Here is a 20,056-nt window from a genome sequence, read left to right as displayed (position 1 = left end):
ACCATCGGCCCGGCGTCAAACGCAAATGCAAGCGCCGGGCAGGCGTCAGTCGTCGCGGTGCACCTTCTCGCGCCGCTCGTGCTTTTCCTGGGCTTCCAGCGTCATCGTGGCGATGGGGCGCGCGTCCAGTCGCTTCAGGCTGATCGGCTCGCCCGAGACCTCGCAATAGCCGAATTCGCCGTTCTCGATCCGGCGCAGCGCGGCGTCGATCTTGGCCACCAGCTTGCGCTGGCGGTCGCGGGTGCGCAGCTCCAGCGCGCGGTCGGTCTCCTCGGAGGCGCGGTCGGCGATGTCGGGGACGTTGCGGGCGCTGTCCTGCAGGCTGTCGATGGTCTCGGCCGACTGGTCCAGCAACTCCTGCTTCCAGGTCAGAAGCTTGCGGCGGAAGTATTCCAGCTGGCGGTCGTTCATGAAGGGCTCGTCCTCGGCGGGACGATAATCGTCGGGCAGGAAAACCTCGGCCTTCATCGAAACTGTCTCCTTGGCGCCGGATCGCTCCGACAGGTGGGCTTCTGTCATCGACGCGCTCCTGTTGGCGCGGCTCTATCCCAAGCCCATCCGATTGTCACTAGCGGTTGCGAGTTTTTGTGCCCAAAGGTAGGGTTTGTGAAATTTCCGTGATCAGGACGTTGTAATCGCCATGAAATTCTCCACGACCGAAAGTTACGTCGCGTCCGAGGATCTGGCGCTGGCGGTCAATGCGGCCGTGACCTTGCAGCGTCCGCTTCTGGTCAAGGGAGAGCCGGGGACCGGCAAGACCGAGCTGGCCCGCCAGGTGGCCGCGAGCCTTGGCCTGCCGCTGATCGAATGGCATGTGAAATCGACCACCAAGGCGCAGCAGGGGCTTTACGAATACGATGCCGTCAGCCGGTTGCGCGACAGCCAGCTGGGCGACGGGCGCGTCCACGAGGTCGCGAACTACATCCGCAGGGGCAAGCTCTGGCAGGCCTTCGAGGCCGAGGCCCGCGTCGTCCTCCTGATCGACGAGATCGACAAGGCGGACATCGAGTTCCCGAACGACCTCCTGCAGGAACTCGACCGGATGGAGTTCCATGTCTACGAGACCGGCGAGACCATCCGCGCCCGGCACCGGCCGGTGGTGATCATCACCTCCAACAACGAGAAGGAACTGCCCGACGCCTTCCTGCGCCGCTGCTTCTTCCACTACATCCGCTTCCCCGATGCCGAGACGCTGGCCGCCATCGTCCGGGTGCATTTCCCCGGCATCAAGGACCAGCTCCTGACCGCCGCGCTGACCCGGTTCTTCGAGATCCGCGAGGTGCCGGGTCTGAAGAAGAAGCCCTCGACCTCCGAGGTGCTGGACTGGCTGCGGCTTCTGCTGGCCGAGGATCTCGGACCCGAGGAGCTGCGCCGCGCTCCGCATGGCGCGCTGCCGCGGCTGCATGGCGCGCTTCTGAAGAACGAACAGGACGTCCAGCTGTTCGAGCGGCTGGCCTTCATCGCCCGGGGACAACGATAGCGCGCCGGACGGCTCGTCGAGCACTTCGTGCACTCCTCGCGGGCGGTGCCGACGAGTGCACGAAGTGCTCGAGGAGGGGTGCGCTTCGGAGCGATTTCAGGCGCGCGAATCGTCCTGGACCTCCCCGGCAGCGCGCGACGGGAGCGTGACGGCAACGGTACCGTGAGGGCACCCAATACATCTGGCGGGAAAACCCACTTCAGCCGCGAGGGATAGTGCTTGGAAAATGCGCGGTTTTTCCGGAATTGACTCGCAGGGCGGCTGACCCCGACACTGGGCCTTGCGCCCCGGCTGCCGGGGTACTGTTCCGGGTCCTGCCGATGCGCCTTGCCCTTGCTGCCCTCGCCCTCGCCGCGCTGGCCGGCTGCACGCCGCCGGCGCAGGTGTCGAAGGACGTGCCGCTGACCGGCGTCGGCTTCGGCGCGCTGTCGCCGCGCGCGGGCTGGACCGGGGCGCAAGGCGGCCCCTCGCCCGACCGGGATTTCATCGACCTCAGCTTCGCGCTGGAAAGCGGGCAGGAGCTGGCCCGCTTCACCCGCTTCGAGGGGCCGATCACCCTGGCCACCGCCGGAGAGGTCCCGCCCACGGCCCGCCGCGACCTTGAGCAACTCGTCGCGCGCCTGCGGAGCGAGGCGGGGATCGACATCGCCCTCACCGAGGGCCCGGCCCGGATCACCGTGGAATTCGCCCGGCGCGCGGCCCTGCGCCCGCTGGCGCCGCGGGCGGCCTGTTTCGTGGTGCCGAACGTGGGCTCGCTGGCCGAATACCGCCGCGCGCGGGGAACGGCGGCGGTGGACTGGGCCCGGATCACCCGGCGCGAGCGGGCGGCGGTCTTCATCCCCTCGGACACCAGCCCGCAGGAGATGCGCGACTGCCTGCATGAGGAACTGGCCCAGGCGCTGGGGCCGCTGAACGACCTCTATCGGCTGTCGGACAGCGTCTTCAACGACGACAATTTCCACTCGACCCTGACCGATTTCGACATGGAAATCCTGCGCCTGACCTATTCCCCCGCGCTTGCCACCGGCATGACCCGGCAGGAGGTCGCGGCGCGGCTGGGCGTCGCGCCGGGCCGGACCGGAAGCGACACCCCGCTGGAATGGGTCCGGGCGATCGAGGCGGCGCTGGGGCGCGACGGCCCGGCCGGCGCGCGCCAGGGCGCGGCCGAGCGGGCGCTTGCCATCGCGACTGCCGCCGGCTGGCGGGACAGCCGCGCCGCCTTCAGCCATTTCGCGGTGGGCCGCCTGACCGCGGGCAGCGATCCGGTCCGCGCGCTGCAGGCCTTCGACCGCGCCGGGGCGATCTGGTCGCGCCTGCCGGGCGGCGAGGTGCAACTCGCACATGTCGACATGCAGCTTGCCGCGATGGCGCTGGCCGGCGGCCTGCCCGAGGATGCCGTCCGCCTGACCGACCGCGCGATGCCCGTGGTCCGCCAAAGCGGCAATGCGGCGCTGCTGGCGACGCTGATGCTGGTGAAGGCCGAGGCGCTGGAGGCTCTGGGCAACCCCGCTGCGGCGGCGGCGCTGCGGCTCGACAGTCAGCCATGGGCGCGGTATGGCTTCGGCCCTGACAGCGTGGTCAAGGCCCGGATGCGCGACATCGCCGCCGTGGCCGGGCGCGCTTCGGGCGGCTGAAGGGGCAGGCGGCCCCGTGAAAGGGGCAGAATGATCGTCATCGCTGGGGTGCTTCTGGGGATCGTCTATGGCGGCTGGACCGCGCGTCGCCGGGGCGGCAAGGGCGCCGACATGGCGCAATGGGCCGCCGTCCATGCCATGCTCTTCGGGGTGCTCGGCCTGTTCCTGACGCTGATCCTCGACCGCATGCTCCTGAACTGACCATGGCGCGGGCGGAATTTTCCAGAATTCCGCAGCGGACCCTGCACAGGTTCCGGTCCGGTTTCTTCGAAGAAACCGGGGGTTAGCGCATGTTCCTGCCCTTCTTCCAGACCCTGCGCGAGGAGGGGGTGCCGGTCTCGCTGCGCGAATTCCTGGCCTTTCTGGAAGCCATGGCCTCGGGGCTGGTGATCTACGACGCCGAGGGCTTCTACCACCTCGCCCGCCTGACGCTGGTCAAGGACGAACGCCATATCGACCGTTTCGACCGCGCCTTCGCCCGCGCCTTCCGGGGGCTGGAGGCGATCACTGCGGACCGGGTGCTGGACGCGCTGGACCTGCCGGGGGACTGGCTGGAGAAGCTGGCCGAACGCCACCTCTCGGCCGAGGAGCGCGCGGCGATCCGGGCGCTTGGCGGCTTCGACAAGCTGATGCAGACGCTGCGCGAACGGCTGGAGGAACAGAAGGGCCGGCATCAGGGCGGGTCGAAATGGATCGGCACGGCGGGCACCTCGCCTTTCGGCGCCTATGGCTACAACCCGGAAGGCATCCGCATCGGGCAGGAGGAAAGCCGTCACCGCCGCGCGGTCAAGGTCTGGGACCGGCGCGAGTTCCGCAACCTGGACGGCGAGGCCGAGATCGGCACCCGGACGATGAAGCTTGCGCTGCGCCGGTTGCGCCGCTGGGCCCGCGAGGGCGCGGCCGAGGAGCTGGACCTGGACGGCACGATCCGCGCCACCGCCGCGCAGGGCTGGCTGGACGTGCAGACCCGGCCCGAGCGGCGCAATGCGGTGAAGGTGCTGCTGCTTCTGGACATCGGCGGCTCGATGGATCCGCATGTCCGGGTGATGGAGGAGCTTTTCACCGCCGCCAAGGCCGAGTTCCGCCATCTCGAGGTCTTCTATTTCCACAACTGCGTCTACGAGGGGCTCTGGCGCGACAACCGCCGGCGCTGGGACCAGCAGACGCCGACCTGGGACGTGATCCGCACCTATGGCCCCGACTGGCGGCTGATCCTCGTCGGCGACGCGGCGATGAGCCCTTACGAGGTCACCCATCCCGGCGGCGCGAACGAGCACTGGAACCGCGAGTCGGGCGAGGTCTGGCTGCAAAGGCTGCGGGCGCAATGGCCGCATCACCTCTGGATCAACCCGGTGGCCGAGGGCGACTGGCGCCGCAGCCAGTCCACCGCGCTGATCAGTGGGATCTTCGAGGACCGCATGGTGCCGATGACGCTGGACGGCCTCGCGCGGGGGATCCGCGGGTTGCGCTGATCCGCGGATTGCCCGGCCCCGCCGCACCCCATATATCCGGGACATGTCGAAGCTTCTCCTCCCCCTCCTGCTGGCTGTGCTTTACGCCTGGGCGATGCTGCGCTTCTCGGTCTGGCGCACCCGCCGGATGCTGGACGAGAACTCGCGGCCGCTGACCGATCCCGCGATCACCCGCCTTGCCGACCGGATGGCCGCGGCGATGGAACTGCCCGAGATCCGCGTCCATGTCTTCGAGGTCGAGCCGATCAACGGCCTGGCCGCCCCCGACGGCCGCATCTTCCTGACCCGCGGCTTCCTGAACCGCAAGGCGCGGGGCGAGGTGACGGCCGAGGAGCTGGCCAGCGTGATCGCGCATGAACTGGGCCATGTCGCCCAGGGCCACATGCGCCGCCGGATGATCGACTTCACCGGCCAGAACGCCGTCTTCGTCATGCTCTCGGCGCTTCTGAACCGCGTGCTGCCGGTGATCGGCATCTGGCTGGCCAACCTGATCTCGACCGCGCTGATGGCCCGCCTCTCGCGCCGGGACGAGTTCGAGGCCGACGCCTATGCCTCGGCCCTGCTGATCAAGGCCGGGATCGGCACCGGCCCGCAGAAATCGCTGTTCCGCAAGCTCGACGCCCTGACCCGCAGCCGGGCCGAGGGCGTCCCGGCCTGGCTCCTCAGCCATCCGCAGGTCGAAGAACGCATCCGCGCCATCGAGGCGAACGAGGCGCGCTGGCTGGGCTAGTCCGCCAGCCGCACCCAGACCGGCACATGGTCCGAGGGTTTCTCCTTGCCCCGCACCGCCTTGTCGATCCCCACCTCCTGCAGCCGGTCGGCCGCCTGCGGCGACAGCAGCACATGGTCGATGCGGATGCCGTTGTTCCGCTCCCAGGCGACGGCCTGATAGTCCCAGAAGGTATAGACCCCCGGCCCCGGCATCCGTGCCCGGACCGCGTCGGTCAGGCCGAGGTTCACCAGCCGGTGAAAGGCTGCCCGGCTTTCCGGCAGGAAAAGCGCATCCGTCACCCAGGCCTCGGGCTTCTTCGCATCCTCGGCCTGCGGGATCACGTTGTAGTCGCCAAGGCAGACGAAGGGCTCCTCGCTGGCCAGAAGCTCGCGCACCCGCGCCTCCATCCGTGCCATCCATGCGAGCTTGTAGTCGAACTTCGGCCCCGGCGCCGGATTGCCGTTCGGCAGGTAGAGCCCGCAGATCCGCAAGGGCCGCGGCCCCTCGACCACCGCCTCGATCCAGCGCGCCTGTTCGTCGCCGTCATCGCCCGGCAGGCCGCGGCGCAGATCCCGCAGGGGCAGCTTCGACAGGATCGCCACCCCGTTGAAACCTTTCTGGCCATGCGTCTCGACCCGGTAGCCGATCGCCTCCAACCCCTCGCGGGGAAAGGCCTCGTCCACCGACTTGATCTCCTGCAGGCAGACCACATCCGGCGCGGCCTCGGCCAGCCAGGCGGCCAGGGCCTCGCCCCGCGCCTTGATCCCGTTGATGTTGAAGGTCGCAAGTTTCATCGGCTGGGGCCCTCCGCCCGTTCCTTCTAGGCCCGCCGGACCCGCCGGTTCAAGTCACGGATCGAAGCTTCGGTTCCCGGCCGGTCACAGCGAGAAGCTGGTGCCGCAGCCGCAGCCGGATTTCGCGTTCGGGTTCTCGACCACGAAGCGCGCGCCGATCAGCTCGTCGGTGAAGTCGATCACCGCATTGGCCAGGAAGGGCAGGCTGACCTGATCCACCAGCACGCGCTGGCCGTCCTTCTCCAGCACCAGGTCATTGGCCGCCGGATCGTCCAGCGTGATCGAATACTGGAAGCCCGAACAGCCGCCGCCATCCACCGCGACGCGCAGGGGCCTGGCCTCGCCCGTGGCCTCGGCGATCTCGGCCAGCCGGGCGAAGGCCCGATCGGTGACCCTTGGCGGCAGCGTCAGTTCCATGGCTGTTCCCGTATCCTTCTCGCCCTGCCGCGAATATATGGGACGCGACCGGCCCGAACAAGGTTTTGCCATGCTTGCCCCCTATGCCTGCCAACCCGACGCCAGCCGCGGCAGGCTCTGGCCCGAGGGCCTCTCCTCCTTCCGCTCGCCCTACCAGCGCGACCGCGACCGGATCATCCATTCCAGCGCCTTCCGCCGGCTGAAGCACAAGACCCAGGTCTTCGTCGAACACGAGGGCGACTATTACCGCACCCGGCTGACCCATACGATCGAGGTGGCGCAGGTCGCCCGCACCATTGCCGGGGTCCTTGGCCTCAACACCGACCTGGCCGAGGCGGTGGCGCTGGCGCATGACCTGGGCCACACCCCCTTCGGCCATACCGGCGAGGACGCGATGGAGCGGCTGATGGCCCCCTATGGCGGCTTCGACCACAACGCCCAGGCGCTGCGGATCGTCACCCGGCTGGAACGCCATTACGCGGATTTCGACGGGTTGAACTTGTCCTGGGAAACCCTTGAAGGCATTGCGAAACACAACGGCCCGGTCACCGGCCCGAACGCCGACGCCAAGCATGACGGACCGCTTCCTTACGCCCTCGCCGAGGTCAACGCCCAATGGGACCTCGAACTCGACACCCATGCCTCGGCCGAGGCGCAGGTCGCCGCCATCGCCGACGACGTGGCCTATTCCCACCACGACCTGCACGACGGGCTCCGCTCCGGCCTCTTCACCGAAGACGATCTGATGGAGCTTCCCGTCACCGGCCCCGCCTTCGACGAGGTGGACCGCCTCTATCCCGGCCTGGAAAGGATGCGCCGCCGCCACGAGGCGCTGCGCCGCGTCTTCGGCCGCATGGTCGAGGATGTGATCGCCGTCGCCCAGAACCGCCTTGCCGCCGCGCAGCCGAAATCGGTGGACGACATCCGCCACATGGGCACCACGATCATCCGCTTCTCGAAACCGCTCTACCAGGACCTGAAGGCGGTGCGCAGCTTCCTCTTCCACCGCATGTACCGCGCGCCGAGCGTGATGGAAGTGCGGGCCGAGGTGACGCGGATGGTCGACGACCTCTTCCCGCTTTTCCTGCGCCGGCCCGATCTCCTGCCGCCCGAATGGCAGGCCGACGTGGCCGCCGCGCAGGACGAGACGCGGCTTGCCCGCACGGTGGCCGACTATGTGGCCGGGATGACGGACCGCTTCGCGATCCAGGAACACGCGCGCCTGTGCGGCGGCGAGGCGAACCCCGCGTCCTGACTTGCTCTTGGCGAAAATACTCTCCGGGGGTCCGGGGGTGGAAAACCCCCGGCTCCGCCCCCGCCGCTGGCGCAGCGACGGTCCTGGCGCGCGACATGTCCAACCGCGGCTCCCCTCCCCCTGGTGGGGAGGGGCCGGGGGTGGGGGGCCGCCGCGGGGACCCGGGCTCAGGCCGTCCGCGCCGCCTTCACCCAGATTCCCGCCAGCACCAGCGACAGGATCGCGTTCCATCCGGCCATGGAAATTCCCAGCATCGACCAGGCGATGTCGTCGCAGCGCACCACCTGCGCCACATCCTTGGTCGGGTCCAGAAGGTCGGCCGCCGAGATGCCGCTGATCGAGCCTGCTGTGCAGGTGGCCAGTCCTTCCCACCACAGCTGCTCGACCCCGACGTGGAAGACCCCGATCCCCGCCGTCGCCAGCGCCGCCAGCGCCCCCGCCCAGGCCAGCCCGCGCCACCCCGTCGCCAGCGCGACGATGCCGATCAGGATCGCCGCCGCATGCGGCCAGCGTTGCCACAGGCACAGCTGGCACGGGGTGAGCCCGCCGATATGCTGGAAGGCGAAGGCGCCGCCCAGAAGGCCCGCCGAACCCAGCGTGGCCAGAAGGATCGGAAGGCGCGGGGAAAGGGTCATGGCTCGGTCTCGGTCGGGGCTGTTCGGTCGCGACCATAGGCGGGGGGGCGGGCAAGGGAAAGGGGAACCGAAATCACAGCCGCGTGGTTTTCATTCCGCTTCCGCCGCGGCCCGGTCGCGGGTAGCATTGTATTGCAGGGCCCTGTGAGGTGGGCCGTGGGTCATGTGTGAATGGCCACGGCCAGGTCTTTGCTTTCCATGGTGGACGGCCAGCTGTCCACGGTGGGCGGCCGGTCCGGGAAAGAAGGGGTGACGGGATGGAATGGCGCGGTCGCAGGGGCAGCAGCAACATCGAGGACCGCCGCCGCATGGGCGGGGGGCGCGGCATCGGCCTCGGCGGCGGGGGCCGGACCGTGCGCGCCGGCGGGATCGGCGGGGCCGGGGTGATCGTTGTCGTCCTCCTCGCCCTGTTCCTCGGGGTGGATCCCAGCCAGCTCCTCGGTCCCGACGGCGGCACCGGCACCGCTCCCGGCACCCCGGTCGAGCTGACCGAGGCGGATCGCGCCGAGGGCGAGTTCGTCTCGGTCGTCCTGGCCGATACCGAGGAGATCTGGGCCAGGGTCTTCCAGGAGCAGCTTGGCAAGAGCTACCGGCCCGCCACGCTGGTCCTGTTCAAGGAGGCCACCCGCTCGGCCTGCGGCGGCGCCTCGGAGGCGACGGGTCCCTTCTACTGCCCGGCCGACCGCAAGGTCTATCTCGACACCGCCTTCTTCACCACCATGCACCGCCAGCTCGGCGCCGGCGGTGACTTCGCGGCCGCCTATGTGGTCGCCCACGAGATCGGCCACCACGTCCAGAACGAGCTTGGCATCCTCGGCCAGGCGAACGAGATCCGCCAGCAGGTCGGCGAGGCGGAATCGAACGCGATCTCGGTCCGGATCGAGCTGCAGGCCGACTGCCTGTCCGGCATCTGGGCGCGCGGCGCGCAGGAGATGCTGGGCGTGGTCGAGCGCGGCGACATGGAAGAGGCGGTCAATGCCGCCCGCCAGATCGGCGACGACACGCTGCAACGCAACGCCGGCCGCCGCCCGATGCCGCATACCTTCACCCACGGCACCTCGGAACAACGCTCGCGCTGGTTCATGACCGGGATGCAATCGGGCCAGCTGGCCGATTGCGACACCTTCCAGACCGACGATCTCTGACGATTGACGGCATCGGCGGCAGGCCTTACACGGGTCGCCGGTGGCCCGAGTGGCGGAATGGTAGACGCAGCGGATTCAAAATCCGTCGCCGCAAGGCATGCGAGTTCGAGTCTCGCCTCGGGCACCAGCCATCCAGCAGTCCTTCCGGTCTTTCCCGTTCCGGGCCCAATCACCACGCCTCCACGGCTCCATCGCCAGGCCGGAAACATTGCGGCAGGGAAGGTCAACCGTAGTCCGGCGACGATTTCTGCCGACCGTTTCCACGGGATCAACGGTCGGGGAGGAATGGATTATCCAGGAAAACCATCTTTTTTCAATGATTTGAGGCAATTTGCATCGACCGCGCCCTGTCGTGCCGCGCAAGGTCCGAAACCGCGCGGACGTCCGGCTGCGCCGGGTTCAATCTGCGCGGGAAAACCTCGGGCAGAGGTTCGCCGAGGCCGGGGACAAACCGCTTTCCAAGGCTCTGGAAAGCGGGGTAAATGCTGAAAGAGACGATGTGCTGCTCCTTTGACCAGTCCGGAAGACGTTCATGACCCTGGGTATCCCTTCGCATTCCAGCGCCGTTCCGGCCCCCGTCGCGCCCCAAGCCGGCGCGCTTCGTGTTTCGCCCTGTTTCACGCCCGGATCGCTGATCGCCACCCATCGCGGGGAAGTCCCGGTCCAGCATCTGGCGGTGGGGGACCGCGTGATTACCCGCGACAACGGCGTGCAGGTGGTGCGCTGGGTGGGCAAGACGCAGATGCAGATCCAGGATTTCCAGGCCGCGCCGCATCTCCTGCCGGTCTTCCTGCGGCAGGGGTCGCTCGGCCGGGGCCTGCCGGAACGGGACATGATGGTGTCGCCGAACCACCGGATCCTGGTCACCAATGCCCGCACCCCGCTCCACTTCGCCGAGCGCGAGGTGCTGGTGGCGGCAAAGCACCTGACCGCGACCGGAGTGCATACGGTCCAGTCCAGCGGCACGACCTACATCCATTTCATGTGCGACCGGCACGAGGTCGTCCTGGCGGACGGGATCTGGACCGAGAGCTTCCATCCCGACGACCAGTCGCTGAAGAGCATCGGCAATGCCCAGCGGCTCGAGCTTTACGAGATCTTTCCCGACCTCAAGACCGAGGCGGGACGCGCGGCCTTCGGGCCCGCACGCCATCTGGCCACCCCGCAGGAGGCCCGCAGCATCAGTGTGTGACGTCTGGGTATCGAGTTGTGTGTGCGGGCGATCTTAACGAAAAATTAACCGGAACAGGGCTTGCATTCGGGGCAGGTGGCGCAAGGCCGCTGCCACGGATGCGCTTGCGCTGTCGCATGGGCGCGTCAGCAGGGCTGCTGACGGGTGGTCGGGACTGAGGCAGGGGGAAGACAACGAATGGCAACGATCACCGGAACCGGCGGCAACGACACCCGCAACGACTCGCTGGTCGCGGCGGGCGACAAGTATGACATGCTTGGCGGCCACGACACCGTCCTCGCGGGCGGGGGCGACGACACGGTCTTTGGCGGTGCCGGAAACGACCGGATCGACGGCGGCGACGGGCAGGACGCGCTTTACGGCGACGACGGGGCCGACAGCGTCGTCGGGGGCGCGGGCAACGACACGCTTTACGGCGGCGTTGGCAATGACACGCTGGTCGGCGGCGGCGATTTCGATTTCGTCAGCTATGTCGGCGCCGGGTCGGGAGTGACGGTCAACCTTTCCACCGGAGCGGCGTCCGGTGGCGAGGGCACCGACCAGATCTCGCAGGTCGAGGGGGTGATTGGCAGCAACTCCAGCGATTCCATCACCGGCGACGGCGGCGACAACGACCTGCGCGGCATGGGCGGGAACGACACGATCCGCGGCGGCGGCGGCCACGACACGATCGAGGGCGGCCAGGGCAACGACAGCCTGTTCGGCGACGCGGGCAACGATACCGTCTCCTACGACAATGCGGCTGCGGGCGTCACGGTGAACCTGGGCACCAACCTGGCCAGCGGCAGCCAGACCGGCACCGACACGCTGAGCGGGTTCGAAGGCATCCGCGGCTCGGATCATGCCGACAACCTTACCGGCGACGGCAATGCCAACACGATCGAGGGCGGGGTCGGCAACGACACGATCGACGGCGGCGGCGGCAATGACCTTCTGGTGGGCGGCGGCGACAGCGGCCAGTCCTCCGGTTCGGCGCCGGTCAATCTTGACTTCAACTGGAACCTGGCCGGCGGCGACAACCAGCCCGTTGCGCAGGGCTATGCCCAGGATACCGGCGGCATCCAGGTCACGGTGAGCCATACGGCGGGAATCCCGGGCGCGGCCGTGACGGTCGAATCCGCGGTCACGTTCAGCGATGCCTACGACGGCCCGATCTATGTGAACACCGGCGCGGGCGAGACCTTCAACCCCAATTCCGCGGCCGAGCTGTTCCGTCCGGGCGGCCAGACTTCCGCCTCGCCCACCACCGGGTTGCAACTGGACTTCGCCGCGGTCCCGGGCTCGGGTTACCTCGGCGAGGTGCGCAACGTCGCCTTCCGCATTTCGGACCTCGACCAGGACAGTTTCCGCGACATCGTGACCGTGCGCGCCTATGACGCCGACGGCAACGAGGTTCCGGTCACCTTCACCGAGAACTCGAACACGCTGACCGTCAACGGCAATGTCGTTTCCGTAACCACCGGCAGTTCCCTTCGGGACCCGGACGAGGCGGGCGGTTCGGTCCTGATCAACATCGCGGGCCCGGTCGCGCGCGTCGTTGTCGAATACGGCAACCTCGAGACCGCGTTGCAGACGATCTATGTCTCGGACGTGCAGTTCCAGGCCATGCCCAACATCGACAACGATTCGATCGTTGGCGGCGCGGGCGACGATACGATCCTGGGCGGAGGCGGCAACGACACGATCGACGGCGGGACCGGGGCGGATTCGATCTCCGGCGGCTCGGGCCATGACCTGATCCAGGGCGGTGCCGGAACCGATACGATCGACGGCGGCGATGGCAACGACCGCATCGACGCCGGTGCGGAGAACGACCTCGTCGACGGCGGTGCCGGGGCGGATTCGATCCTGGGCAACGATGGCGACGACCTGTTGCTGGGCGGGGCCGGGAACGACTCGCTGGAGGGTGGGGGCGGCAACGACAGCCTGGACGGCGGGGCCGATGACGACCGGCTGCTGGGCGATGCGGGCGACGACAGCCTGGCCGGGGGCATCGGCAACGACACGCTGGACGGCGGCAGCGGGAACGACCTGCTGTCCGGCGGGGCGGGCAGCGATTCCCTGGTGGGCGGCACGGGCGACGACACGCTGGCCGGCGGGGCCGGCAACGATCTGCTCGCGGGCGGCAGCGGCATGGATTATGCCGATTATTCCGGCTCGGCCCAAGGGGTTACCGTCGACCTGCAGGCCGGCACCGGCCTGGGCGGCGACGCGGAGGGCGATTCGCTCTCCGGGGTGGACGGGATCTTCGGCTCGGAGCAGGACGACGTCCTGCTGGGCTTCGATGGCACATCGACCGTGCCGGGCGATGCCTATACCAACGTCTTCCACGGCAACGGCGGCAACGACCGGCTGGAGGGCAGGGGCGGCGGTGACAGCCTGTTCGGCGGCACCGGCCGGGACACGATCCTTGGCGGCGACGGCGCGGATTCCATCGAAGGCGGCGCGGATGCGGATTCGATCCATGGCGATGCCGGGGCGGACCTTCTGTCGGGCGATGCCGGGGCCGACACGATCCGGGGCGGCGACGACGACGACACGATTTCCGGTGGCGGCGAGGATGACGTCCTTTACGGCGACGCGGGCCGCGACCGGGTGGACGGCGGCTCCGGCAACGACCTGATCGAGGGCGGCGCGGGGGCGGACTCGCTTTATGGCGGCGAGGGCAACGACATCTTCGTCATCCGCGATGGCGATACCGGCCTGGGCGAGGTGATCCAGGGCGGCGAGACCCCGGTCGGGACCGAGTTCGACCGGATCGACCTGCAGGCCTTCGTCGCGGCCAACGGCTGGAAAAGCGTCCAGATCTCCTATGCCGACGGCAATCCGGAAGCGGGCACGATCACCTTCTTCGCGCCCGATGGCGAGACCGTGATCGGCACCATCGACTTTTCCGAGATCGAGAGCATCGTCACCTGTTTCACGCCGGGCACGATGATCCTGACCGGCGGGGGCGAGGTGCCGGTCGAGGCGCTGCGGCCGGGCGATCTGGTGCTGACGCGGGACCACGGGTTGCAGGAGCTGCGCTGGATCGGCCGGCGTGAGGTCTCGCTGGTCGAGATGCTGGCCAATCCTGCCCTGCGCCCGGTGCGGATCGGGGCCGGCGCGCTGGGTCAGGGGCCGGAGCGGGCGATGCTGGTCTCGCCGCAGCACCGTGTGCTGATCGAGGGGGCGAGGGCCGAAATGCTGTTCGGCGAGGCCGAGGTCCTGGTGCCCGCCCTGCATCTCGCCGGGGCCGACCGCGCCCTTCCGGCCGAGGGGATAAGCTATATCCACCTCCTGTTCGACCGGCACGAGATCGTGCAGTCGGACGGGATCTGGAGCGAGAGCTTCCAGCCCGCGGAACGCAGCCTGTCGGCGCTGGACGCGGCGGTGCGGGACGAGATTCTGGCGCTGTTCCCGGAGCTGGCGGCGAACGGTGACGGTTTCGCGGGCGCGCGGCTGTCGCTGAAGGCGCATGAGGCGCGGGTGCTGCTGGCCGGCTAGCTTCGCGCCCGACGGAAGTCGGCCCAGTGCTCGGGCGTGTCGAGATCGAGAAGCGCCATCCGGCCGGGCAGGGGGATCACCCTGACCCGGCCCGGCTGCGCGCGCAGGACCGAGCGGCCGCCCTCGTCGCCGCTGACCTGCATAAGCGCGGGCCAGAAGGCGCGCGGGAAGATTGCCGGGTGGCCGGGCTCGCCGTCTTCGCCGCCGCCACGCAGGATCAGGCCGGGCTCGACGCGGAAGCGGGCGATGAGATCGGAAAGCGCCGCGGGGGTGAAGCCCGGCATGTCGGCGGGCAGGATCATCACCCCGTCCTCCGGCCCGGCCCATGGGTCCAGCGCCGCGATCCCGCGCACCAGCGAGCGCGACATCCCCAGCGCGGCATCCGGCACTTCCAGCAGCCGCAGCGGCAGGCCCGCCAGCGCCGCCCGGCGCGCGTCGGCCTCGGGCGGCAGGGTGACGGTGACCGGCGCGCCGGTGGCCAGCGCCGTCTCGGCGATCCGGCGCAGCAGCGGCCTGCGCCCGACCTTCTGCAGCAGCTTGTCCGCCCCCCGCATCCGCGAGGAGGACCCGGCCGCCGGGATCAGGATGTGGACCGTCACCATGGCCTGCAAGCCTGGTTCGGCCAGCCGGATCCTGTCAAGCCTCAGCCCCGCATCCGTGCGCCATCCGCATCCCAGAGCGGCGCGAGATGGACGCGGGCCGGGCGGCGTTCGCCCAGGATCTCGATCTCGCAGGCCAGGCCGTCCTGCACCCGGTCGGCGGGCAGGAAGCCCATGGCGACCGAGGTGCCGGTCCAGTGGCTGAAGCCGCCCGAGGTGCAGAAGCCGACCACGGCGCCGTCCAGCCAGATCGGCTCCCAGGCCACCACATCGGCATCGGCCGCCTCGACGATGAAGCTCACCAGGCGGCGCCTGGGACCTGCGGCCTTCTCGGCCAGGGCAGGGGCCTTGCCGATCCAGTCGGCCGCCTTGTTCCAGCGGATGAAGCGGTCGAGGCCGGTCTCGGCCGGGGTGTAGTCGGGCGAGAATTCCCGGCCCCAGCTCCCGAACCACTTGTCCAGCCGCAAGGACATCATCGCCCGCATCCCGAAGGGGCGCAGGCCCAGGTCCTGGCCGGCCGCCGCCAGCACGTCCCAGAGGTGCCGGACCGACATGTGGTCGGTGTAGATCTCATAGCCCAGATCGGCGGTGTAGCTCACGCGCTGGACGATGCAGTTGGCCATGCCGACGGTCATCCGGCGGACGTCCATGAAACGGAACGCCTCGGGCCCCACGTCGCTGCGGGTGACGCGGGACAGCAGTTCCCGCGCCTTCGGCCCGGCGATCTGGAAACCGGAGCGTGCGTCGGAGATGTTCTCGACCTGCACGCCCTCGCTCATGTTCTGCTCGAACCAGCGGCTGTGCCAGCCCTGGGCGCCATAGCTGGCGGTCAGCTGGAATTCGGTCTCGGACAGGCAGGAGACGGTGAAATCGCCGATGATCTTGCCCGAATGCGCCAGCATCGGGGTCAGCGACAACCGGCCGGGCTGCGGGATCGTCCCGGCCATGATCCGGTCCAGCCAGGCGCGGGCATTGCGGCCGGTGACGCGATACTTGCCGAAGTTCTGCACTTCGTTGATGCCGACGCCCTCGCGCACCGCCATGACTTCCTGGCGCGTCGCCTCCCAGGCGTTCGAGCGTTTGAAGCTGGGCTCCTCATAGCGCGGCTCGCCGGGAAGCGCGTGGTAGTTCACCACCTCCAGCCCGTATTGCTGGCCCCAGACCGCGTTCATGCCGTCGAAGACCTCATACATCGGCGTGGTGCGGAACGGGCGGGCGGCGGGGCGTTCCTCGTTCGGGTAGGAGACGCTGAACCGCATCTGGTAGTTCTCGATCACCTTCGGCACGGTGTAGCCGGGGCTGGTCCAGTTGCCGAAGCGGGCCACATCGAAGCCGCGCGGGTCGCGCTCGACTTCGCCCTCGATCATCCATTGCGCCAGCGCCAGGCCCATGCCGCCGCCCTGGGAGAAGCCCGCCATCACCGCGCAGGCCGACCAATAGTTGCGCAATCCGGGGACCGGGCCGATCAGCGGGTTGCCGTCGGGGGCGAAGGTGAAGGGGCCGTGGATCACCCGCTTGACGCCCGAGCGTTCCAGCACCGGGAAGCGGCGGTAGGCGAAGGCGACCGAATCCTCGATCTTGTCGAACTGTTCGTTCAGCAGCTCGTGCCCGAAGGTCCAGGGCGTGCCGTCCACCGCCCAGGGCTCGCAGGGTTTCTCGTAAAAGCCGATGCAGAGGCCGCGCCCCTCCTGACGCAGGTAGGACTCGCCGCCGGGGTCCATCACATGCGGGAACTCGCGGCCGGCTTTCAGGATGTCCATGATCTCGGGGATGTCGTCGGTCACCAGATACTGGTGCGCCATCGGCAGCAAGGGCAGGTAGACCCCCGCCATCGCCCCGATCTCCCGCGCCCAGAGGCCGCCGGCGTTCACCAGATGCTCGCAGGTGACGGTGCCCTGTTCGGTGACGACTTCCCAGCCGTCCTTCGTCGGCCGGGTTTCCAGCACCCGGTTGTGCAGCACGATCTCGGCCCCGCCCATCCGCGCGGCCTTGGCATAGGCGTGGGTCGTTCCCGACGGGTCGAGGTGGCCGTCCAGCGGATCGTAAAGCGCGCCGATGATGCCGTCGAGATTGACCATCCCGTCGGTGAGCTTGTGGATTTCCTCCGGCCCCAGGATCTCGGTATCGAGGCCCATGTAGCGGTGTTTGGCACGCTCGGCCTTCAGCATCTCGAACCGGGCCTGGTTGTCGGCCAGGGTGATGCCGCCGACATGGTGCAGCCCGCAGGACATGCCGGTAATCGCCTCCAGCTCCTTGTAGAGCCGGATCGTATAGCCCTGCAGCGCGGCCATGTTGGTGTCGCCGTTCAGGGTATGGAAGCCCCCCGCCGCGTGCCAGGTCGAACCCGAGGTCAGCTCGGAGCGTTCGATCAGCATCACGTCGGACCAGCCCAGCTTGGTCAGGTGATAGAGGACGGAACAGCCGACGACGCCTCCGCCGATCACGACGACGCGGGAATGGGTTTTCATGGGTGTCTCCCTGATTGTCCCGGCGTTCCGGGTTGGCGCCAATCTGGCGGGGAGCGGGGCAGGGGTCATGCGGGTTTGCGACAGGGAATGTCGTAGATCGCACATCACGCTATGGTCGATTTTTCCGACAAGCGGCATTAACCTATTCTGAAGTTTGATTGTGAATGGGGATTCGATATGCGCATGGTCTTGGGTTGCCCATTTCCCCGTTTGGGTTGGGGCCTTGTTCTGGCTTGCTCGCTTGCTTTTCCTGCGGCATCTGGCGGCGTAGGCCCGGTTGCTTCGTTACCCATGACGTCAGAGCAAGTGCTGATGCTTATGCAGGGTGCGCCGGATGGATTGACGCTGGCGGCCTGCTGCAAGGTCTGCTCGCAGGGCAAGGCGTGCGGGAATAGCTGCATCGCCCGGGACAAGCGATGCAGAAAGGGTGCCGGCTGTGCTTGCGACGGATAGTTACTTCTCGGGGATCAGCCCGCGCGGGCTGAAGCGCAGGACCAGAAGCAGGATCACCCCCAGGGTAAGAAGCCGCATATGCTCGGCGCTGCCGACGAGATGCGCCTTGAGCCAGCCGTCGGGCAGGGCCGAGGTGATCGCGGCCATCATGCCGGGGCCGAGGAATTCCACCGCGAAGTAGAGCCAGCCGATCAGGAGGCCGCCCAGCACCGTGCCCCAGTTGTTGCCCGAGCCGCCGATGATCACCATGACCCAGATCAGGAAGGTGAAGCGCAGCGGCTGGAAGCTGCCCGGCGTCAGCTGGCTGTCCATCGAGGTGGCCATCGCCCCGGCAAAGCCGATCACGGCCGAGCCCAGGATGAAGACCTGCAGGTGGCGGCGGGTCACGTCCTTGCCCATCGCGGCGGCGGCGACCTCGTTGTCGCGGATCGCCCGCATCATCCGGCCCCAGGGGCTGTTCAACGCGCGCTCGAAGGCCCAGATGATCGCCGCCAGCACCACGACGAAGAGCCCGGCGTAAAGCAGCTTGATCAGGATGGTCGAGGTCGCGACCGGGTTCCAGCCCCAGCTGGCGACGAAGTCGAGGAAGCCCGGATCCTTCTGCAGGTCCACCTCCAGCGGCACCGGCCAGGGGCGCGGCAGTTGCGTCACGTTCTTGACGCCGCGGGCCAGCCAGTCCTCGTTCTTGAGGAAGGCGACGATGATCTCGGCGATGCCCAGCGTGGCGATGGCCAGGTAGTCCGAGCGCAGGCCGAGCGCGGTCTTGCCGATCGCCCAGGCCGCGGCGGCGGCGAGAAGGCCGCCCACCGGCCAGGCCACCAGCGAGGGCAGGCCGAGACCGCCGAGGTTGCCGGCATATTGCGGGTTCACCGCCTCGGTCGCCGTCACCGCGGGGTCGAAGACGGCGCGGAACAGGAAGAAGCCGCCGATCAGGATCGCCGCCACCACCAGCGCGCGCAGCCGCCCCTTGGGCAGGCCCTGCCAGGCCAGGACCGCGGCCGCGACCGAGACCGCGCCCAGGATCAGCGCCAAAAGGATGCCCGCGCCCCCGGCCTGCCAGTTCTCGACGTTCGGCCGGGCCGAGACCAGCACCACCGCCAGCCCGCCAAGCGCGGTGAAGCCCATGACGCCGGTCGAGAACAGGCCCGCATAGCCCCATTGCATGTTCACGCCAAGCGCCGCGATCGTGGCCAGCAGGGCCGAGTTCAGGATCGACAGCGACAGGTTCCAGCTCTCGCCAAGGCCGGTCAGCAGATAGAGCGCCGCGACCGCGCCGAAGAGCATCAGGTTGCGCGTGATCATAGCGATTTGCCCTTGAAAAGCCCGGTCGGCATGAACAGGAGCACGATGATCAGGATCGTGAAGCTGACCGCGAACTTGTAATCGGTCGAGAGCAGCTGCACGAGCCCGTCCGGCGCCATGCTTTCGGGAACGAGATAGGTGACGATCTTCTTCCAGGCATTGGTCAGCATCACCTCGGAGAAGGCGATGACAAAGCCGCCGGCGATCGCGCCCAGCGGGCTGCCGAGGCCGCCGACGATGGCCGCGGCGAAGATCGGCAGCAGAAGCTGGAAATAGGTGAAGGGCTTGAAGGTCTTGTCCAGGCCGTAGAGCACGCCGGCGATGGTGGCGATGCCGGCGGCGATGATCCAGGTCACGGCGACCACCCGGTCGGGGTTGATCCCCGACAGAAGCGCCAGATCCTCGTTGTCCGAGAAGGCGCGCATCGACTTGCCGGTGCGGGTCTTCTGCAGGAACCAGAACAGGAGCGCCACCACCACCACCGCCGCGACCACGGTGACCGCCTGCGTGGTCTTGATCGCCAGGGGCTCGGCCAGGCCGGTGGCGGCCTTGAACTCCTGCGGATTGATCAGGAAGCGCGCGCCGTCGGCGAAATTCTGGTCCTCGACCCCGATGATCAGGCGGACGATGCCGTTCATCACGAACATCACCCCCAGCGAGACGATGACGACCAGGGTCGGCGTGGCCTTCTGCCGCCGGTAGAAGCGATAGACCATGCGGTCGGTCGCCAGCACGAAGGCCGCGGTGGCGGCGATGCCGAAGGGCAGGGCGAGGAGCGCGGTCGGCAAGGGGCCGAGCCCGATGCCGGCCGACTGGAAGGCCCAGGTCAGCAGGATCGTCACCATGGTCCCGAAGGCCATGGTGTCGCCATGCGCGAAGTTGGAAAAGCGCAGGATCCCGTAGATCAGCGTCACCCCCAGCGCCCCCAGCGCCAGTTGCGCCCCGTAGGCAAGCCCCGGGATGAAGACGAAGTTCAGGAAGGCGACGAGGGCGTTCAGGATATCCATCGGAT

The 20,056-nt window shown here is 68.5% G+C and carries 17 protein-coding genes and 1 tRNA gene; 10 read left to right on the top strand and 8 right to left on the bottom strand.

Features of this window, described 5'->3' with window-relative positions; translation table 11 throughout:
* Positions 1-45 precede the first annotated feature (45 nt).
* A complete protein-coding gene (gene dksA / locus I7S92_RS07765) occupies positions 46-468 on the bottom strand; it encodes an RNA polymerase-binding protein DksA (protein WP_197643048.1) in 423 nt (140 codons plus the stop codon).
* Positions 469-640: 172 nt separating this feature from the next.
* Here dksA and I7S92_RS07760 point away from each other — a divergent pair, with 172 nt between their 5' ends.
* The 5 genes from I7S92_RS07760 (at position 641) to I7S92_RS07740 (ending at position 5,316) form a co-directional block, all read left to right on the top strand.
* Positions 641-1,480: an AAA family ATPase gene (locus I7S92_RS07760; protein WP_197642924.1), complete on the top strand. Its 840-nt coding sequence runs from the start codon at positions 641-643 to the stop codon at positions 1,478-1,480.
* Positions 1,481-1,800: 320 nt separating this feature from the next.
* Positions 1,801-3,114, top strand: coding sequence for a DUF2927 domain-containing protein (locus tag I7S92_RS07755; protein ID WP_197642923.1), 1,314 nt, complete (start codon positions 1,801-1,803; stop codon positions 3,112-3,114).
* A 30-nt stretch (positions 3,115-3,144) separates the two neighbouring features.
* The gene (locus I7S92_RS07750) at positions 3,145-3,315 is read left to right on the top strand and encodes a hypothetical protein (protein ID WP_197642922.1); all 171 of its coding nucleotides are present in this window, start codon (positions 3,145-3,147) and stop codon (positions 3,313-3,315) included.
* 89 nt (positions 3,316-3,404) lie between these two features.
* On the top strand, positions 3,405-4,586 hold the full coding sequence (locus I7S92_RS07745) for a vWA domain-containing protein (protein ID WP_197642921.1): 1,182 nt from the start codon (positions 3,405-3,407) through the stop codon (positions 4,584-4,586).
* A gap of 43 nt (positions 4,587-4,629) precedes the next feature.
* Positions 4,630-5,316, top strand: coding sequence for a M48 family metallopeptidase (locus tag I7S92_RS07740; RefSeq protein WP_197642920.1), 687 nt, complete (start codon positions 4,630-4,632; stop codon positions 5,314-5,316).
* Here the strand turns inward: I7S92_RS07740 and xth are convergent.
* Positions 5,313-6,092: an exodeoxyribonuclease III gene (xth, locus tag I7S92_RS07735; RefSeq protein ID WP_197642919.1), complete on the bottom strand. Its 780-nt coding sequence runs from the start codon at positions 6,090-6,092 to the stop codon at positions 5,313-5,315. The two genes, I7S92_RS07740 and xth, sit on opposite strands and share 4 nt — an antisense overlap.
* Before the next feature lie 84 nt (positions 6,093-6,176).
* The gene (locus tag I7S92_RS07730; RefSeq protein WP_197643047.1) at positions 6,177-6,503 is read right to left on the bottom strand and encodes a HesB/IscA family protein; all 327 of its coding nucleotides are present in this window, start codon (positions 6,501-6,503) and stop codon (positions 6,177-6,179) included.
* A 76-nt stretch (positions 6,504-6,579) separates the two neighbouring features.
* On the opposite strand from I7S92_RS07730, the gene I7S92_RS07725 reads away from it, so the two are divergent.
* Complete coding sequence (locus tag I7S92_RS07725; protein WP_197643046.1) at positions 6,580-7,764, top strand: deoxyguanosinetriphosphate triphosphohydrolase; 1,185 nt, start codon at positions 6,580-6,582, stop codon at positions 7,762-7,764.
* A gap of 167 nt (positions 7,765-7,931) precedes the next feature.
* Here the strand turns inward: I7S92_RS07725 and I7S92_RS07720 are convergent, their stop codons facing one another.
* Positions 7,932-8,399: a disulfide bond formation protein B gene (locus tag I7S92_RS07720; RefSeq protein WP_197642918.1), complete on the bottom strand. Its 468-nt coding sequence runs from the start codon at positions 8,397-8,399 to the stop codon at positions 7,932-7,934.
* A gap of 257 nt (positions 8,400-8,656) precedes the next feature.
* Here I7S92_RS07720 and ypfJ point away from each other — a divergent pair, with 257 nt between their 5' ends.
* From ypfJ to I7S92_RS07700, 4 genes are all read left to right on the top strand, one after another.
* Positions 8,657-9,544 (top strand): KPN_02809 family neutral zinc metallopeptidase, encoded by an 888-nt coding sequence (gene ypfJ, locus I7S92_RS07715; RefSeq protein ID WP_197642917.1) that lies wholly within the window; start codon positions 8,657-8,659, stop codon positions 9,542-9,544.
* Positions 9,545-9,587: 43 nt separating this feature from the next.
* Positions 9,588-9,671, top strand: a tRNA-Leu gene (locus tag I7S92_RS07710).
* 405 nt (positions 9,672-10,076) lie between these two features.
* The gene (locus I7S92_RS07705) at positions 10,077-10,736 is read left to right on the top strand and encodes a Hint domain-containing protein (RefSeq protein WP_197642916.1); all 660 of its coding nucleotides are present in this window, start codon (positions 10,077-10,079) and stop codon (positions 10,734-10,736) included.
* 177 nt (positions 10,737-10,913) lie between these two features.
* A complete protein-coding gene (locus I7S92_RS07700; RefSeq protein WP_197642915.1) occupies positions 10,914-14,222 on the top strand; it encodes a Hint domain-containing protein in 3,309 nt (1,102 codons plus the stop codon).
* Here I7S92_RS07700 and I7S92_RS07695 read toward each other — a convergent pair.
* From I7S92_RS07695 to I7S92_RS07680, 4 genes are all read right to left on the bottom strand, one after another.
* Positions 14,219-14,824 (bottom strand): nucleotidyltransferase family protein, encoded by a 606-nt coding sequence (locus I7S92_RS07695; protein ID WP_197642914.1) that lies wholly within the window; start codon positions 14,822-14,824, stop codon positions 14,219-14,221. The genes I7S92_RS07700 and I7S92_RS07695 overlap by 4 nt on opposite strands.
* 41 nt (positions 14,825-14,865) lie before the next feature.
* Positions 14,866-17,289, bottom strand: a complete 2,424-nt coding sequence (locus tag I7S92_RS07690; RefSeq protein ID WP_197642913.1) for a GcvT family protein — start codon at positions 17,287-17,289, stop codon at positions 14,866-14,868.
* Between the two features lie 453 nt (positions 17,290-17,742).
* Positions 17,743-19,041 carry a branched-chain amino acid ABC transporter permease gene (locus I7S92_RS07685; RefSeq protein WP_197643045.1) on the bottom strand — a complete coding sequence of 433 codons (1,299 nt, stop codon included), beginning with the start codon at positions 19,039-19,041 and terminating at the stop codon, positions 17,743-17,745.
* The gene (locus I7S92_RS07680; protein ID WP_197642912.1) at positions 19,041-20,051 is read right to left on the bottom strand and encodes a branched-chain amino acid ABC transporter permease; all 1,011 of its coding nucleotides are present in this window, start codon (positions 20,049-20,051) and stop codon (positions 19,041-19,043) included. The genes I7S92_RS07685 and I7S92_RS07680 overlap by 1 nt, the downstream gene beginning before the upstream one ends.
* Positions 20,052-20,056: the final 5 nt, after the last annotated feature.

Source organism: Tabrizicola soli, assembly GCF_015999335.1.
GTDB lineage: Bacteria > Pseudomonadota > Alphaproteobacteria > Rhodobacterales > Rhodobacteraceae > Tabrizicola > Tabrizicola soli.
The sequence above is the reverse complement of the archived record's forward strand: the minus strand, read 5'-3'. Positions and strand labels throughout refer to the sequence as shown.

Coding starts and splice junctions, on each gene's coding strand:
- dksA (WP_197643048.1), bottom strand. CDS start 468: ATGAAGGCCGAGGTTTTCCTGCCCGACGATTATCGTCCCGCCGAGGAC.
- I7S92_RS07760 (WP_197642924.1), top strand. CDS start 641: ATGAAATTCTCCACGACCGAAAGTTACGTCGCGTCCGAGGATCTGGCG.
- I7S92_RS07755 (WP_197642923.1), top strand. CDS start 1,801: ATGCGCCTTGCCCTTGCTGCCCTCGCCCTCGCCGCGCTGGCCGGCTGC.
- I7S92_RS07750 (WP_197642922.1), top strand. CDS start 3,145: ATGATCGTCATCGCTGGGGTGCTTCTGGGGATCGTCTATGGCGGCTGG.
- I7S92_RS07745 (WP_197642921.1), top strand. CDS start 3,405: ATGTTCCTGCCCTTCTTCCAGACCCTGCGCGAGGAGGGGGTGCCGGTC.
- I7S92_RS07740 (WP_197642920.1), top strand. CDS start 4,630: ATGTCGAAGCTTCTCCTCCCCCTCCTGCTGGCTGTGCTTTACGCCTGG.
- xth (WP_197642919.1), bottom strand. CDS start 6,092: ATGAAACTTGCGACCTTCAACATCAACGGGATCAAGGCGCGGGGCGAG.
- I7S92_RS07725 (WP_197643046.1), top strand. CDS start 6,580: ATGCTTGCCCCCTATGCCTGCCAACCCGACGCCAGCCGCGGCAGGCTC.
- I7S92_RS07720 (WP_197642918.1), bottom strand. CDS start 8,399: ATGACCCTTTCCCCGCGCCTTCCGATCCTTCTGGCCACGCTGGGTTCG.
- ypfJ (WP_197642917.1), top strand. CDS start 8,657: ATGGAATGGCGCGGTCGCAGGGGCAGCAGCAACATCGAGGACCGCCGC.
- I7S92_RS07705 (WP_197642916.1), top strand. CDS start 10,077: ATGACCCTGGGTATCCCTTCGCATTCCAGCGCCGTTCCGGCCCCCGTC.
- I7S92_RS07700 (WP_197642915.1), top strand. CDS start 10,914: ATGGCAACGATCACCGGAACCGGCGGCAACGACACCCGCAACGACTCG.
- I7S92_RS07695 (WP_197642914.1), bottom strand. CDS start 14,824: ATGGTGACGGTCCACATCCTGATCCCGGCGGCCGGGTCCTCCTCGCGG.
- I7S92_RS07690 (WP_197642913.1), bottom strand. CDS start 17,289: ATGAAAACCCATTCCCGCGTCGTCGTGATCGGCGGAGGCGTCGTCGGC.
- I7S92_RS07680 (WP_197642912.1), bottom strand. CDS start 20,051: ATGGATATCCTGAACGCCCTCGTCGCCTTCCTGAACTTCGTCTTCATC.